This is a genomic window from Bacillus sp. AF62 (assembly GCF_050312695.1).
In the GTDB taxonomy this organism is placed as follows: domain Bacteria; phylum Bacillota; class Bacilli; order Bacillales; family Bacillaceae_G; genus Bacillus_A; species Bacillus_A cereus.
Genome location: NZ_JBNPJZ010000066.1, coordinates 47933 through 61831, shown reverse-complemented (window position 1 = coordinate 61831; position 13899 = coordinate 47933). Strand labels below are relative to the sequence as shown.

The following is a 13899-nucleotide window of genomic DNA, read 5'->3' as shown; positions in this document are numbered from 1 at the left end:
TTATGTATTATAACACGTAAATGACCTTAGTATAGAAACACTATTTTTGCTTTACGAACTCCCTCATAATAGAATAACTATCCTTTTATAATTTTTTCTTGACTTAGAGTTCACTCTAACCATTATAATCAACTCATAGTTCATTCAAAATAAAATCAATTGGACAAAATTCAGTAGGGATTGGAATAGCTAAAATCAAAAGTGGCTGACATTATCGCAGACCTGGATATTGTTATTCGAACCTTTGATTTATCTGTTACTACAATTGTATATTAAGGTACTATTCAAATAAAAAACAACGATTTCCTGTGCGTTAAGAAGTAAGTGATTCTTGTTATTTTTTCCTTATTTTACTTTCTCTTAATAGTCGTAAATCTTCTATAATTTATTTAGTACATATAAAAGAGACGAAACCTTAAAATCAGCAAATTAGAAAATAAAACAGGATGGGAGTCAATTATTATGGATCAATCAAATAAGGCATTTAGCCTAGCATTAGTAAAATCGTTAAGAGGAGAACGAGGACATCTTCCCATCAAAAATGCTTTGTCGGATATAGACATGGTGCTTGCGGGAAAACGCAGAGAGGAACTACCTTATTCTATTTATCAATTAGTAAAACACATGACCTACTGGCAAGATTTTCTCTTATTATCCGCCCAGGGGAAGAAGCCTGCATTGCCCGCCCATGTAAAAGAGAGCTGGCCTGAAGAAGAATGTCCTGCCAGTGAAGAAGAGTGGCAACAGATTATTCAGTATTTTCTTCAAGGGATTGAACAGGCATGCACGATTGCCCAAACTGTTCAATTGGACAAAATATTGGAGGAATGGCCTGGTGAAACCACTGGGGGTGTTCTACGCAATATTGCATCTCACAACTCCTACCATTTAGGAGAAATTGTGCTGATCCGCAGATTATTTAGTGCTTGGCCACCGCCAACAGGCGGATATCCAGTCTAAACAAGGAAATGGTTCCAACCTATGCCCATTAACTTAAAATTTCGAATTACTTCCAAAACGAAATTTTTACCACTTTACAGTTATTTATGAAAATTAAATTCATTTTTTTCATTATTAGGGAACAAACATTTTTTTACTTGATGGAGATAGGGTACAAAAATATACATTTCATCTCCTAACAAAATAAAAAAGATTGCTCATATCCAAAGAGGCAATCTTTTTTTATTTTTAAGCAGTTTGTAATTTGTCATTACAAACTGCTTAAAATATTATTTCGTGTTATTTCTGTTTTCCAAAACCTTCTCCACATTAACCCTCAATTTTAATTCCAGCTTGTTTAAATGGTTCTGATTTTATTTCTGTTTTCTTCAGTAAAATTGTTTTGACTTGGTGCCATCTTTTTTGTTCCATATCTTAGTATATGAAATTATATCGACGATTCATCAAATTTCAACACAATTAAAATGAGGTTGCCTTTTCTTGAACCACTCCCACAATTTCTAAAATTTGCAGAAGACTCTCCACTTCATAAGTCGGCTTAACTTCTGCCCTATTTTCTTTCAAACTCGGATTATACCAACACGTATCAATGCCGTAGTCTTCTCCACCTTTCATATCAGAAGTTAGCGAATCTCCAACCATTAGTACACTTGATTTATCCGTAATTCCGAATTTCTCAAATGCATAATCAAAAATCTCACGTGCTGGTTTTTGATGACCAACTTCTTCAGAAATAATAATATAATCAAAGAAATTACATAAAGGCGAATTTCCGATTCTTGATTGTTGCACCTTCGTATATCCATTCGTAATAATACCTAACTTGCAATCTTGTAGATTTTCACATAATTGTACTGCGCCTTCTATAAGATGTACTTCTTTCCCTAAATTTTCAAGATATACATCACTAAATTGCTGTGCATCTACGTCTATATTATGAAGTGCAAATAATTGTCTAAATCGATCTACTGCTAATTCACTTAGCGTAATCATTTTATTTTCTAAATCTCTCCATAATCCATTACTAATCTCTTTATAACTTGCAAGATAATCATTATACCCTGTAGGCATACCAAACTGTACAAACGCATTATGTAATGCGTGTCTTTCCGTTTTTGGGAAATCTAATAATGTATCGTCTACGTCGAATAATATAAATTTGTATTTCATGATGTTTTTCTCAACTCCTATATTCTCATAGCTTAATTATAACAACAATAAGAAAAGGAGGCTAATTAAAACCAGCCTCCCTTCTTTTTACTTTTCTTCCAGCAGTAACACTTTCATTTCTTCTAACGAATCTTTCGTAAAGCCAAGAGCTTTTTCGGCGTATGCTTCAACTGATCCGTATTGCTTTTGGATTCCATCAATCGCAGCTTGTAAATATTCGGCGCGCGCTTCAAACATTGCACCTAATATTGCTCTGCTCTCATCATTTTGTAATTTCGCACCTAAAAAGGCCATCATTTTTTCATTTAGCTTTTCACGGAATCCGTTACTTAATAAGTAATCTTCCATTACTGTTTTTTCCGGTACACCTAGTAAAAGTAATAAAAGCGCTGAACCAAATCCAGTACGATCTTTTCCAGCTGTGCAGTGGTTTACTAATGGTAAGTTTTCCGGGTTTTGCGCTAAGTTTAAGAAGCTCACGAATGCCTCGTTACCACTTACGAAATCTTGATTCATTTTCACAAGATACTCACCTGGTTTTCCTAACATAGAAAGGTCACCAACTTGGAAAAATTCATTTATATTTAGATCTTTCGCTAAGTCTTGCATAACTGGTAAGCACACTTGACGAGCACCCGTAATTTCTGGATTCGGCTTATGCTTCACTTCAAAGTCTGTACGGTAATCACAAATTAACTTTAAGCCAGACTTTTGTAAATACGCAATATCCCATTCTGTTAGTCCTGCTAATTCTTCAGAACGGTATAATTTGCCCCATTTCACTTTACGGCCTTCTGTCGTTTCATATCCTCCCATATCACGGAAGTTAAACGCGCCTTGTAATGGCAGTCTACGCTCAGCTACTGTTACTGCTTGTCCATTACTTCCTACTAATCTAAAATATGGACGTTCATTTTCACTCGGGTTTTCAATTGTATATGATAATTCTCCATTTACAGTTACAAGTAATTCTCCATTTTCTTCAATATGATCTGGCGAAGTACTCCAGTAAATGCGAACTTCCTCTATATTATTTTCCCACTTTATTTGTAACGTATTATCTTCATTTCTCTCTACAGTTGCTTGTAGCCAATTTCTTTGCTGCTCCATTCTTTCACCAACGCTTTCTCTTATAGTCAAATCTTACTCTATTTTATTATAGGAATAACTACTTTGTCGTTCTCATTTTTCTTTTTATCTTACAAACAGGCGAAAAGTTCTTTTACTTGTTCAAAATTTGTACACGGGTTCCCACTAGATGTGTCCCAGAGTATATCTTAAAACTCCCTCACATACCGCTCAGTACAACTCAGCAACTGACATCCGTTCTTTTCAAAAACATCCTTCATCCATTCATTTTGTATATTTGTCTCACCAATATAATAAGATGCACCTATTTCCTTTAAGACAAACATCGCACCTGCAAATAATGCCTCTTCATATCCCTTATTACGCATATTTGGAGTAACTGCGAAGTACATAAGTTTCCCTTCTTCTAACGTACCTCTTTCAATATGCGGGATTACAATTCCTATCTGCTTTTCATCGACACTCGCTGTTAAGCAATGTTCTTTCCATTGCTCACCAATTTCTTGTAGCATCATATGCACAACTTGATCATGAGCGACTGGTTCTCCCGTCGCTTCATTCCACAGTGAATAAAAAGCCTCTTCTCCAACTTCTTCAATAAGCTTAAAATCAATTTCACTTTCTACATCTTCTACTTCATATATATCTTTAAATACAATCATGTTTTCCGTAACATATTCAAATGAATACGTTTCAAAACATTTTTTATACACATCATAATTTGGACTTTTTGAAGAGATTTCAAAATATAGTTTTTCTAATCCATCTTTTTTAGCTTCAACAACGCAATATTGCATCATTTCCTCTAATTGCTCTTCTGTAAAAATCTCTGCATTATTTTCTTTTATCATAATAGAAGAAACATTTCTTCTTATTTTAAAATATTTTTCTAACTGTTCTATCGTCGTCATATTCTTCCCTCATCTATATCATACTCGAATTTCTAATCGTTCTCCTTGCATGAGCAGGATTGTCCTTGAATATATAGAATACTAGAAAAGATCGCATCTTTAAAGTGCGGAGGAGGTTCTCCAGTGGACATTACAGCATTGCAACAACAGTTAGAGCTTATACAACAAAATGACTATACGCAACTACAGCATATAGACGTAAATGAGTTAACTTTGAACATGCTTCAGTATATCGGAACGACTGATAGCTACGTTCGTTACCAACTTATATATAAATGTTTTGCGCATTTCATTCATCATGAATTCCTTATGGATGATCAACTGAAATTACTTCTGCAAACTTGTTTAAGTGATGAGTATTTATATTGTGACATTTACTCCCCACATACAGATGGGGTTTTCACACGTTCTTACACTGTTTCGTTAATTGCGTTAATACTCCAATTCGCTAATTCGCACTACTTTTGTACAGAGGAGGATATCGAAGAAATAAAAAATAAACTCATTACTTACACAAACTTAGAAACAGATTTTCGGGGCTATATCGAAAATAAAGGATGGGCTCATTGTCTTGCTCACGTATCTGATGCCTTTACTGAAATTGTTCATAATACGTATACCACTTTTGAATGGTACGAAGAATTAATTCATTGTTTATTAAATAAAATCTTTATTCCATCTGACCTTTTTCATAATAACGAAGATGAGCGCATCGTTACTCCATTACTAGCAATGCTGTATCATGATTTTCCTCAAAACGAGTTAATTTCTATTATTCAAAAAAAAATAAAAAGGCTTCCTCAAATTAGAAAACGCCTTTCGCTTAATGAGTATTGTATTTTATGTGCCAACATTAAAACCTTTTTACGCACATTATTTTTTAGAACGAAAGATGACCATAACTTAGCCTTTACAGCACGTAAAACAGAAAGAATGTTAAAAGAACTTCCTAACTATTATTAAATACAAGGAGCAATGACATGGGTTATATTGAAGATATGAGAAATCTAGTAGGAAATCATCCACTTATTCTAATAGGATCGCACGCCATTATATTAAATCAAAAAGATGAAGTATTGCTGCAGCTCCGTACAGATTTTAACCGCTGGGGCATTATTGGCGGTGCCTTAGAATATAACGAAACATTAGAAGACGCTTTAAAGCGAGAAGTATATGAAGAAACTGGACTTATTATTAAAAATCCAGAACTATTCCGTACATACTCTGGACCAGATTACTTTCAAATCTATTCAAACGGCGATCAAGTACACGGTGTACTCGTTGTTTATATTTGCCGAGAATTTTATGGGGAGCTTGTATGTGATAAAACTGAGTCAAAAGAATTACGTTTCTTTCCGCTTGATGAGTTACCTAGTACTCTTCATCCAGTCATTGAGAAGATTCTTCGCGATTTTCATCACTCCAATAAAAAATAGAAATCAAACAACCTCATTTCCCATCATTACAACGTGAAATGAGGTTGTTATCGTTCACCGTAAATCCCTATTTCCCCAAAATGATATTAACGCTCTCTTTTTACAACTTTATATCCCTTTATAAAAAGGATAGTTATATAAGAAACAATAAATGAAAGAATAGTATACATGCCCACCCAAAAGAAAAATGCTGGATCGTGCACTGTAACATTTAACATAAGAAAAATAAGAAATGTTACTATTGGCATCACATAAAATGTACCTACTTTATATGCTCCAGCTATTGAAACAATACAAACAAGCAATGGATATATACAGAAAATAAAAATGATTTCACTCAACGTTATGTCCCCCTTTCTGCAGAAATAATAGGTTTCTCGTACACATTTGGGGGAACAACAAAATTTTATTTTTTATCAATTATTAGTAAATATAATGTTAGATTGTTATCTCAATCTGATTTCCTTCAGGATCACTTACTACACTTTCATAATAACCATCCCCTGTAGTACGCGGCCCGTTTAACACTGAGTATCCTGCTTCTCTTAATGTATTAGTTAATTCGTTCACTTTTTCTTTACTATCTACTGAAAAAGCAATATGCGCATATCCTATTGTTTGTGTTTGTACTTTCTCGTCTATCCCTACCTGCTTCATAAGTTCTAGACGCGCACCGCCTTCAAAAGTTATGAAATAAGATTCAAACTGCTTTTTCGGATTGTGATATAAGCTATTTTCTTCACCACCGAAGTACTGTTTATAAAAATCACGCATTCTTTCTAAATCATTCACCCAAATTGCTACATGTTCAATTTTCATAATCGACACCTTTTCTTTTATGTTATTCAACTGGCAATTGGATGCTTCATTGCCAGTACATTTAATTTTCTTTATTTGTTCTCGTAATCATAAGATCAAGTCCAAGACTTTTTAACCCATATAAATAATCTTCTTTCCAGTTGCTCACTGTTATTTTCGGAATATGTTCTGCCGGAATGTACTGCGGACAACTTTTTAAAATCTGATCTATTACAATTTGGTTCACTTCATCATCACAGAAGATGAATCCATGAGGGTTAATAATAGCTATACATGTAGCTATTAAACGAGTAATAGCATCTATATTATATTCCTCTGGATTATTCGAATCTTCACTTCTCAAAGCTTGCAAGAAATTTTTATTATCGTACTGCGGGACGAAAGATATCTCTCCTGAGAAAAATGTGCTTCCGCGTACGACATCTCCATTTACCATAATCCCCGCACCTGGGCCATTTTGACCTGAATACAAATATACAAGAGAGGAATTTTCATTGTTTCCAGTATTTTTATGATAGCCGAGTACTGCAGCATTCATATCGTTTTCTATTACTACTGGTATAGAAAACAGTTCCTCCAAGTGACTTTTCAAATTAAAATTTTGGAACTTTTCATATCCAGGAATATAGAAAATACGCCCATTATCGACAGCACCAGGAACACCAATTGAGATTGAACTTATCTTTGGAAACGTAGCTATAAGACTTTCTATATGTTCTGTCAATACACTTAGACCCGTATCGATTAATGCACTTGAAGTACTGCCTTGTTCTTTTACTTCCCCTAAACAGTTAAAAATTGTATAGTTCGTCTCATTTTTTTCTAAAAATATCGCTAAACCTAACATATATTCTGGATTATATTCATATCGTTTTGCTCTTCTTCCACCACTTGAATCATCTAAACCGGCTAAAGTGACTTCACCGTCTTGTTTCATTTTTTCTATAAATTTACTTATCGTTGGAAAACTGATTTCTAATGTATTACTAAGTTCAACTTTCGTTGCACTACCTCGCTCTAGAAGAGCTGTACGAATGCCGCGAAGGATCGTCTCTTTAATCGATTTTTGAGTAACAAATTGTTCACTCAAATCGCTCACCACCTTAATCAACATACTTATTAAACACTTTTAATAAGTTGCGTTGACAATATATCATACATCATTTTCTAAAGCAATGAACACTCCCCCACTTAGGAAAGCTTGAAGTGGGGGTTTCTAACGTTTCGACCTAACGGACGATTAACGTCAGGGGAGTTAACACATTAGCGAGCTGTTTCACGCTTAACCCCTCTATCCCATTTGTCCATGCATTTGGGATTACTTTTCGTAAAATGTTAGCCGCAGCATTTACATCTGCATGAATTAAAGTTTTATTTGCTGAACGATATATGCCGCGCTTTATTCGTTTTCCTGAAAAAGTTGTATTTTGGTCATTTTCTCCATACGTTGGAATGAAGTCGTTATCCAGAAAACTTGCTTTCGATGTATATGATTCTTCAGTTACAACAACTTGAATGCCTACAGCATTTGCTTTGTATGTAATCATTTGAATCAGTAAATTATGCGGGATATGACAAAACGATTGGTTATTTCTTTTTCCCATATTCGTTTCTTGTTTCCAACTTTTGTTTTGACCAATAACGATTTTACAAACTTCTTCTTGAGCTAGTTTTACGATATGGTGACTAACTTTATGGAAGACGTCTTTTATTTTCAAGTAACGTTTTTGATGAAGTTTTTCTATCCTTTTAGAAGTAAAAGGTCCTTCATTCGTTTGTTTTCCATTTCTAAGAATGCTTGTAAAATGACTCTTCATTTTGTTGTAATATTGATTTATGCTTTTGATATGTTTGCCCTTAACAAGGACAGGTTTCATACCTGTGTTTGTTACGATGGTTGCAAGGTTATCAATCCCTAAATCAATACTCATATAACGAGCATTCTCTTCAATCATTTGTTGTTCAGAAGGAACATCAATTACCAACTCCACTACATATTCATTGTATTTTGGAATCACACGAACTTGTTTCAGTTTACCTTCAGTGAAACCTAGTTTCCCAATATTTAATTGCAATTTCGTCTTTGGAAACTTTAAAAATCTACCGTTTTTAATGATGCAATCTTGGTTTGTATACAGAATCTCTTTTTCAGAAGAACGAATATACTTTGGAATCCTAGGCGTTCCAGCATATTTGTTTGGATTCTTTTTATAGTCTTTTAAACTAGCAAAAAAAGATTTCCAATTTTGGAACAAACCCTTCATGATTGACTGGCTACATTGCGTAGGCAAAGCTCGATAATCATTTTGAATCATAGCCTTAAATAGTGCATCTAGAAAGTTGTAATCTACATAAGGTTTTTCAAAATTAGGTTCTGAAAACAAATTACATGTAATCTCTTTCTGTTCTTCTTTAGGCTTTAATTTCTCTTTTTCCAATTTCTTCTGATAGGCAAGAAGTTGTGTGTCATTCATCTTATCAATATTTTTATGAATATTATCCAGAACTTCTTTTTGCAAAGGCTGCAACTCTTTTTCTTGTGTTAATCCAGTGTACACCTGGCGTATATAAAAGTTTGTGGTGTTGTACATGTTCTTAGCGTTATGACAACATTCTTGAAAATAAGAATACATACGATGCCCTTTTTTAATCCAAATTTGAAGAGTTTTATAGTTTGACGGATTTTCCTTTGTCATTTTATTCACCTCCTTGTTAAGGATATTATAGCAAAACAGAACGTATGTTTCTATTGTTTTCTTGAAAATAAAATATTTCTTTCAATTCACCTCACCACCTTCACTTACGTTTAGAGGTGGGAGTCCTCTCGAAAGGCATGATAGAAACTTACAGCAAACGAGAAAACCGGCAAAACAAATACGAAAAAGAGCGTTTCAAGAAGTAAGTAATGTCTTCGTACGATTTTCCGTACTATTTTTCTTTATATGAAACATCTTTCACCTTTTCTATACGATACGACATCTGTTTATTCATGCACTCATAAAAAACGATTTCTATAAGTCTATCGTTTTAATAACTTTAGCTGGGTTACCACCAACAACTACATTATTAGGTACATCTTTTGTCACAACTGCCCCTGAAGCAATTACAACATTATCTCCAATTGAAATACCAGGGTTAATAATAGCTCCTCCGCCAACCCAAACATTGTTACCTATCTTTACCGGTTTTCCATATTCTTTGCCAGAGTTTCGTTCCACCGGATGTAATGGATGAGTAGCAGTATAAATGTGAACACCAGGTGCAAACATACAATTATCACCGATTCGAACTTCACAAACGTCCAAAATCACACAATTGAAATTTGCGAAAAAGCTCTTTCCGACATGAATATTGTAGCCGTAATCACAACGAAAATCAGGATTAATTTGTGCTTTCCCATCAGTTGAAGAACCTAAAAGCTGATTTAATAACGTAAAACGCCTCTCATCTCCTGTCTCCATCGCCTCGTTATAAAGGCGTGTTAAACGTTTTGCCTCCACCCTATCAGCCACCAATTCTTCGTCATCCGCAATATACATTTCTCCTGCAACCATCTTTTCTTTCTCCGTTTTCATACATTCATCTCCTTTTTTATTGAATGGGGCCAACTTATTAAACAACTTTAATAAGTGACTTTAATTTTACTTATTAAACATGTTTAATAAGTAACCCTATATTAGCATATTTTTTCATATATGCAACTAATAAGTTCGGAAAAGAAGTGCGAACTCCTTGCTCTACGTATCAATATGAAGAATAATTTATATCGAAAAACGAGGGAACGCTCAGCGCCCCCTCTCAAATCCAATCCTTTTTTTAATTTCTACTAAATTTACCTTCGCGATTTTTCTTGCTCGCTCAGCACCTTTTTCTAACGCTTCATATAATAAATTCGGCTCATTCATATACATTGCGTACTTTTCACGAGGTCCAGCTAACTCACGATCTACAACGCGAAACAACTCTTTTTTCACATCGCCCCATCCGATTCCAGTCTCATATTTTTCACGTAATGACTGTACTTCGTCTTCTGTCGCAAATTCTTTATAAATTGTAAATAAGATTTCTAGTTCTTTCGGTTCATTTGGAAGTGAAGAATCTGTTTTGATTTTAAATATTAACTTTCGTAGTTTTGCTTGCTCTGCAAATAATGGGATCACATTTCCGTAACTTTTACTCATCTTCCTTCCGTCAAGACCAGGTAAAATAGCTCCTTCTTCTTGTATGACATACTCTGGAAGTGTAAATGTCGTGCCAAATGTATGATTAAAATAAGTCGCAATATCACGCGCAATTTCAATATGCTGAATTTGGTCTTTTCCAACTGGTACATGAGTAGCTTGAAATAATAATATGTCAGCTGCCATTAAAATCGGGTACGTGTATAACCCCATATTCACTCCCGCATCGACCTCTAACCCTGCTTCTTTATTTTGCTCCACCTTCGCTTTATACGCATGAGCACGGTTCATAAGACCTTTCGGAGTTAGGCAAGCTAAAATCCAAGCTAATTCTAGAATCTCCGGCACTTCTGTTTGTCGATAAAAAATAACATCTTCCCCAAGTCCAAGCGATAACCAAGTAGCTGCTACCTCTTTCGTATAACTGCTGAACTTCTCTGGATCATGAACAGCATTTAATGCATGATAATCAGCTATAAAGTACAATGCTTTTCCTTCATTATTCTTTGACATTTGTAATGCAGGTTTAATCGCACCAATATAATTTCCTAAATGCGGATAACCTGTCGGCTTAATTCCTGTTAACATTATTTTTTCACTCACACTAACTCCTCCTTTCTCAAAATAAAAAGAGCCCCTCATCCTTAAAAAAGGACGAGAGACTCCCGCGGTACCACCTTAATTAGCTATCATTAGCTCACTTCATACTTCAATAACGTGAAGTAACCGTCTTTACCTACTCATTTCAGTTAGAAGCTCCAGAGTCCATTCCATATTCATCCCTTACTGATTCTCACCACATATCAGCTCTCTGAAAAGTTTCGAATATGTACTATTCTCTTTCATTGCTTTTTCGTTATTTTTTACAGTTTATCACATTTCACTTCCAAACAAACCCGAATTTTCTATTTTATATAGCAGGAATTTCCACTTCAATTGTCTAATGATATATAGGTTTGCAGAAATATTCGAAACAACTTTGGAGGTTTTTTCATGGTAAAATATATATCCATTTTAGGTTCCACAGGATCCATCGGCACATCTGCATTAGATGTCGTTTCAGCTCATCCTGAACATTTCAAAATCGTCGGTTTAACCGCAAATTATAATATCGATCTTCTTGAGCAACAAATCAAAACGTTTCAACCTCGTATTGTAAGCGTTGCGACAAAAGACTTAGCAGACACGCTTCGTACGCGTATTTCAGCGAATACAAAAATCACATACGGAACTGATGACTTAATTGCGGTAGCTACTCACCCTGATTCAAATCTTGTATTAAGTTCTGTTGTCGGAGTTTCCGGACTACTTCCAACGATTGAAGCATTAAAGGCGAAGAACGATATTGCCATCGCTAATAAAGAAACGTTAGTTGCAGCTGGACATATCGTAACTGAACTAGCGAAACAAAACGGATGTCGCTTAATTCCAGTAGATAGTGAGCATTCAGCTATTTTCCAATGTTTAAACGGAGAAAATAATAAAGAGATTGAGAAGTTAATTGTAACAGCTTCCGGTGGTGCTTTTCGTGATAAAACACGTGAAGAAATGCAAACATTACAAGCTAAGGACGCTTTAAAACATCCAAACTGGTTAATGGGTGCAAAACTAACGATTGATTCTGCCACATTAATGAATAAAGGCTTTGAAGTAATGGAAGCGAGATGGCTATTTGATATTCCGTATGAAAAAATTGATGTAATGATTCATAAAGAAAGTATCATTCATTCTTTAGTAGAATTTATTGATGGATCAGTTATGGCACAGCTCGGTGCTCCTGATATGAGAATGCCGATTCAATATGCGTTTCACTATCCCACTCGGCTACCTTCTTCCTATGAAAAATTAAATTTATTAGAAATCGGTAGTTTACATTTTGAAAAACCAGATTTAGAGAAGTTCCCTTGTCTACAATACGCATATGAATGTGGCAAAATCGGTGGTACTACTCCCGCTGTATTAAATGCAGCAAATGAAATTGCAAATGCACTATACTTAAAAAATGAAATTGCCTTTTTCGATATTGAAAAAACAATTTACAAAACAGTTGAAGCTCATCATAATGTAAAAGATCCTTCACTTGATGCTATATTGGAAGCGGATCAATGGGCACGCCAATATGCAAATGAATTGTTAATAAAAAAGAGCTAAAACAGTTCCCACTGTTTTAGCTCTTTTTTTCATGTATTCAACTTAACAAATCTATAACCGTGTGTAACTAACACTTTTAATATCGCATATCCTGGAATGGCTAAAATAATGCCCATAATCCCGAATAAGTTTCCGGCAGTTAAAATGATAAATATGATTGTAATTGGGTGAATATCTAACTTCTTACCCATAACTTGCGGAGAAATAAATTTACCTTCTGCTAATTGTACAACCATCATTACAATAATTACCTTTAAAACCATCCCTGGCGAATCAATAAACGCAATAATTAACGCTGGTGTAATTGCGATAATTGGTCCTACGTACGGAACGATATTTACAATCATCGCTAAAATAGCGAGTAGTACTGCATATTTAATACCGATAATAAGGTAACCAATTAATAGCATAATACCGATAAACAAGCTAACTATAATTTGCCCCCTAATGTACGAACTAATCGCATAATGCATATCATCTAGTATTCTCATTGCTGCTGGTTGTCTTTGCTCTGAAATGAACTTTAAAAAGTGATTCGGTAATTGCTCACCATCTTTTAAAAGATAGAACAATATAAATGGAACCATTACAAATGTTAAAACAACCTCTGTAATAGTACTCAAAAATCCAGTTACATTACCAGTTACTGATGATAATGACTTTGTAAAATCAACTGTGTAGTCTTTTACAATATTCGCAACATCAATATTTAAATTCTCCTGAATTTTACCGAGTAAGTTACTTTCCCCAAATCTACGTGCTGCCCTTTCGATTTCATGACCAAAATATGGTAGATTATCTATCAATGCGTCAATTTGATCTTTGATAATAGGAATAACCGTTAAAACTAAAAACACAAATAATCCAATTACTATTAAGTATATTGAGGCTATCGATACGATTCTTGAAACACCTTTCTTTTCTAAAAGCGAAACGAATGGATGTAAAATATAGAATAGCACGCCCGCTAATAGTACTGGGAAGAAAATTGTTTTTAAAAATACGATAAACGGTGTAAAAACAAATGATATTTTTGTTAGCAATAAAATATTAATGAACAATAACGCAAATCCAAGTAATACCGCCAAATAATTTTGTTCTCTAAAAAACTTTCTTAACTTATCTCTTTTTCTTATATTTATTTTCTCCAATGAAACCACCTCTTCGAATGATGAAAAGCCC

The 13899-nt window shown here is 34.4% G+C and carries 14 protein-coding genes and 1 other annotated feature; of the genes, 4 read left to right on the top strand and 10 right to left on the bottom strand.

Annotated elements, in window-relative coordinates; all coding sequences use genetic code 11:
- Positions 1 to 462: 462 nt before the first annotated feature.
- Positions 463 to 960, top strand: a complete 498-nt coding sequence (locus ACQRBL_RS15800) for a DinB family protein (protein WP_016080905.1) — start codon at positions 463 to 465, stop codon at positions 958 to 960.
- Positions 961 to 1419: 459 nt separating this feature from the next.
- On the opposite strand, the gene ACQRBL_RS15795 is transcribed toward ACQRBL_RS15800, so the two are convergent.
- The 3 genes from ACQRBL_RS15795 to ACQRBL_RS15785 all read right to left on the bottom strand — a co-directional run bounded on the left by ACQRBL_RS15795 (position 1420) and on the right by ACQRBL_RS15785 (position 4130).
- Positions 1420 to 2130, bottom strand: coding sequence for a YjjG family noncanonical pyrimidine nucleotidase (locus tag ACQRBL_RS15795; protein WP_023522527.1), 711 nt, complete (start codon positions 2128 to 2130; stop codon positions 1420 to 1422).
- Between the two features lie 87 nt (positions 2131 to 2217).
- A complete protein-coding gene (locus ACQRBL_RS15790; RefSeq protein WP_411995925.1) occupies positions 2218 to 3240 on the bottom strand; it encodes a tyrosine-protein phosphatase in 1023 nt (340 codons plus the stop codon).
- Between the two features lie 167 nt (positions 3241 to 3407).
- Entirely contained in the window at positions 3408 to 4130 is a 723-nt protein-coding gene (locus ACQRBL_RS15785) for a GNAT family N-acetyltransferase (RefSeq protein ID WP_023522529.1), read from the bottom strand.
- Positions 4131 to 4253: 123 nt separating this feature from the next.
- Between ACQRBL_RS15785 and ACQRBL_RS15780 the strand changes: the two genes are divergently transcribed.
- Together ACQRBL_RS15780 and ACQRBL_RS15775 are read left to right on the top strand one after the other, a co-directional pair.
- Complete coding sequence (locus tag ACQRBL_RS15780; protein WP_053563955.1) at positions 4254 to 5093, top strand: DUF2785 domain-containing protein; 840 nt, start codon at positions 4254 to 4256, stop codon at positions 5091 to 5093.
- Between the two features lie 17 nt (positions 5094 to 5110).
- The gene (locus ACQRBL_RS15775) at positions 5111 to 5566 is read left to right on the top strand and encodes an NUDIX hydrolase (protein WP_411995908.1); all 456 of its coding nucleotides are present in this window, start codon (positions 5111 to 5113) and stop codon (positions 5564 to 5566) included.
- A gap of 86 nt (positions 5567 to 5652) precedes the next feature.
- Here ACQRBL_RS15775 and ACQRBL_RS15770 read toward each other — a convergent pair whose 3' ends face one another.
- From ACQRBL_RS15770 to ACQRBL_RS15745, 6 genes are all read right to left on the bottom strand, one after another.
- On the bottom strand, positions 5653 to 5907 hold the full coding sequence (locus ACQRBL_RS15770; protein WP_001289515.1) for a YbeF family protein: 255 nt from the start codon (positions 5905 to 5907) through the stop codon (positions 5653 to 5655).
- Between the two features lie 97 nt (positions 5908 to 6004).
- Positions 6005 to 6385 carry a VOC family protein gene (locus tag ACQRBL_RS15765; protein ID WP_000687573.1) on the bottom strand — a complete coding sequence of 127 codons (381 nt, stop codon included), beginning with the start codon at positions 6383 to 6385 and terminating at the stop codon, positions 6005 to 6007.
- A 61-nt stretch (positions 6386 to 6446) separates the two neighbouring features.
- Positions 6447 to 7475 carry an ROK family transcriptional regulator gene (locus tag ACQRBL_RS15760; protein WP_411995907.1) on the bottom strand — a complete coding sequence of 343 codons (1029 nt, stop codon included), beginning with the start codon at positions 7473 to 7475 and terminating at the stop codon, positions 6447 to 6449.
- 139 nt (positions 7476 to 7614) lie between these two features.
- Complete coding sequence (locus tag ACQRBL_RS15755) at positions 7615 to 9081, bottom strand: RNA-guided endonuclease InsQ/TnpB family protein (RefSeq protein WP_327897984.1); 1467 nt, start codon at positions 9079 to 9081, stop codon at positions 7615 to 7617.
- Positions 9082 to 9396: 315 nt separating this feature from the next.
- The gene (locus ACQRBL_RS15750; protein ID WP_000845630.1) at positions 9397 to 9960 is read right to left on the bottom strand and encodes a maltose O-acetyltransferase; all 564 of its coding nucleotides are present in this window, start codon (positions 9958 to 9960) and stop codon (positions 9397 to 9399) included.
- A gap of 210 nt (positions 9961 to 10170) precedes the next feature.
- Positions 10171 to 11169 carry a tryptophan--tRNA ligase gene (locus ACQRBL_RS15745; protein ID WP_065484526.1) on the bottom strand — a complete coding sequence of 333 codons (999 nt, stop codon included), beginning with the start codon at positions 11167 to 11169 and terminating at the stop codon, positions 10171 to 10173.
- Positions 11170 to 11213: 44 nt separating this feature from the next.
- Positions 11214 to 11421 (bottom strand) — a binding site (T-box leader).
- A 138-nt stretch (positions 11422 to 11559) separates the two neighbouring features.
- Here ACQRBL_RS15745 and ACQRBL_RS15740 point away from each other — a divergent pair.
- Positions 11560 to 12717 (top strand): 1-deoxy-D-xylulose-5-phosphate reductoisomerase, encoded by a 1158-nt coding sequence (locus tag ACQRBL_RS15740; protein ID WP_411995906.1) that lies wholly within the window; start codon positions 11560 to 11562, stop codon positions 12715 to 12717.
- A 29-nt stretch (positions 12718 to 12746) separates the two neighbouring features.
- Here ACQRBL_RS15740 and ACQRBL_RS15735 read toward each other — a convergent pair whose 3' ends face one another.
- A complete protein-coding gene (locus ACQRBL_RS15735) occupies positions 12747 to 13868 on the bottom strand; it encodes an AI-2E family transporter (protein WP_000411478.1) in 1122 nt (373 codons plus the stop codon).
- Positions 13869 to 13899: the final 31 nt, after the last annotated feature.

Excerpts from the sequence above, each read along its gene's own strand:
- ACQRBL_RS15790 (WP_411995925.1), bottom strand. The coding sequence starts at position 3,240 with ATGGAGCAGCAAAGAAATTGGCTACAAGCAACTGTAGAGAGAAATGAA.
- ACQRBL_RS15755 (WP_327897984.1), bottom strand. The coding sequence starts at position 9,081 with ATGACAAAGGAAAATCCGTCAAACTATAAAACTCTTCAAATTTGGATT.
- ACQRBL_RS15765 (WP_000687573.1), bottom strand. The coding sequence starts at position 6,385 with ATGAAAATTGAACATGTAGCAATTTGGGTGAATGATTTAGAAAGAATG.
- ACQRBL_RS15775 (WP_411995908.1), top strand. The coding sequence starts at position 5,111 with ATGGGTTATATTGAAGATATGAGAAATCTAGTAGGAAATCATCCACTT.
- ACQRBL_RS15800 (WP_016080905.1), top strand. The coding sequence starts at position 463 with ATGGATCAATCAAATAAGGCATTTAGCCTAGCATTAGTAAAATCGTTA.
- ACQRBL_RS15785 (WP_023522529.1), bottom strand. The coding sequence starts at position 4,130 with ATGACGACGATAGAACAGTTAGAAAAATATTTTAAAATAAGAAGAAAT.
- ACQRBL_RS15750 (WP_000845630.1), bottom strand. The coding sequence starts at position 9,960 with ATGAAAACGGAGAAAGAAAAGATGGTTGCAGGAGAAATGTATATTGCG.
- ACQRBL_RS15795 (WP_023522527.1), bottom strand. The coding sequence starts at position 2,130 with ATGAAATACAAATTTATATTATTCGACGTAGACGATACATTATTAGAT.
- ACQRBL_RS15740 (WP_411995906.1), top strand. The coding sequence starts at position 11,560 with ATGGTAAAATATATATCCATTTTAGGTTCCACAGGATCCATCGGCACA.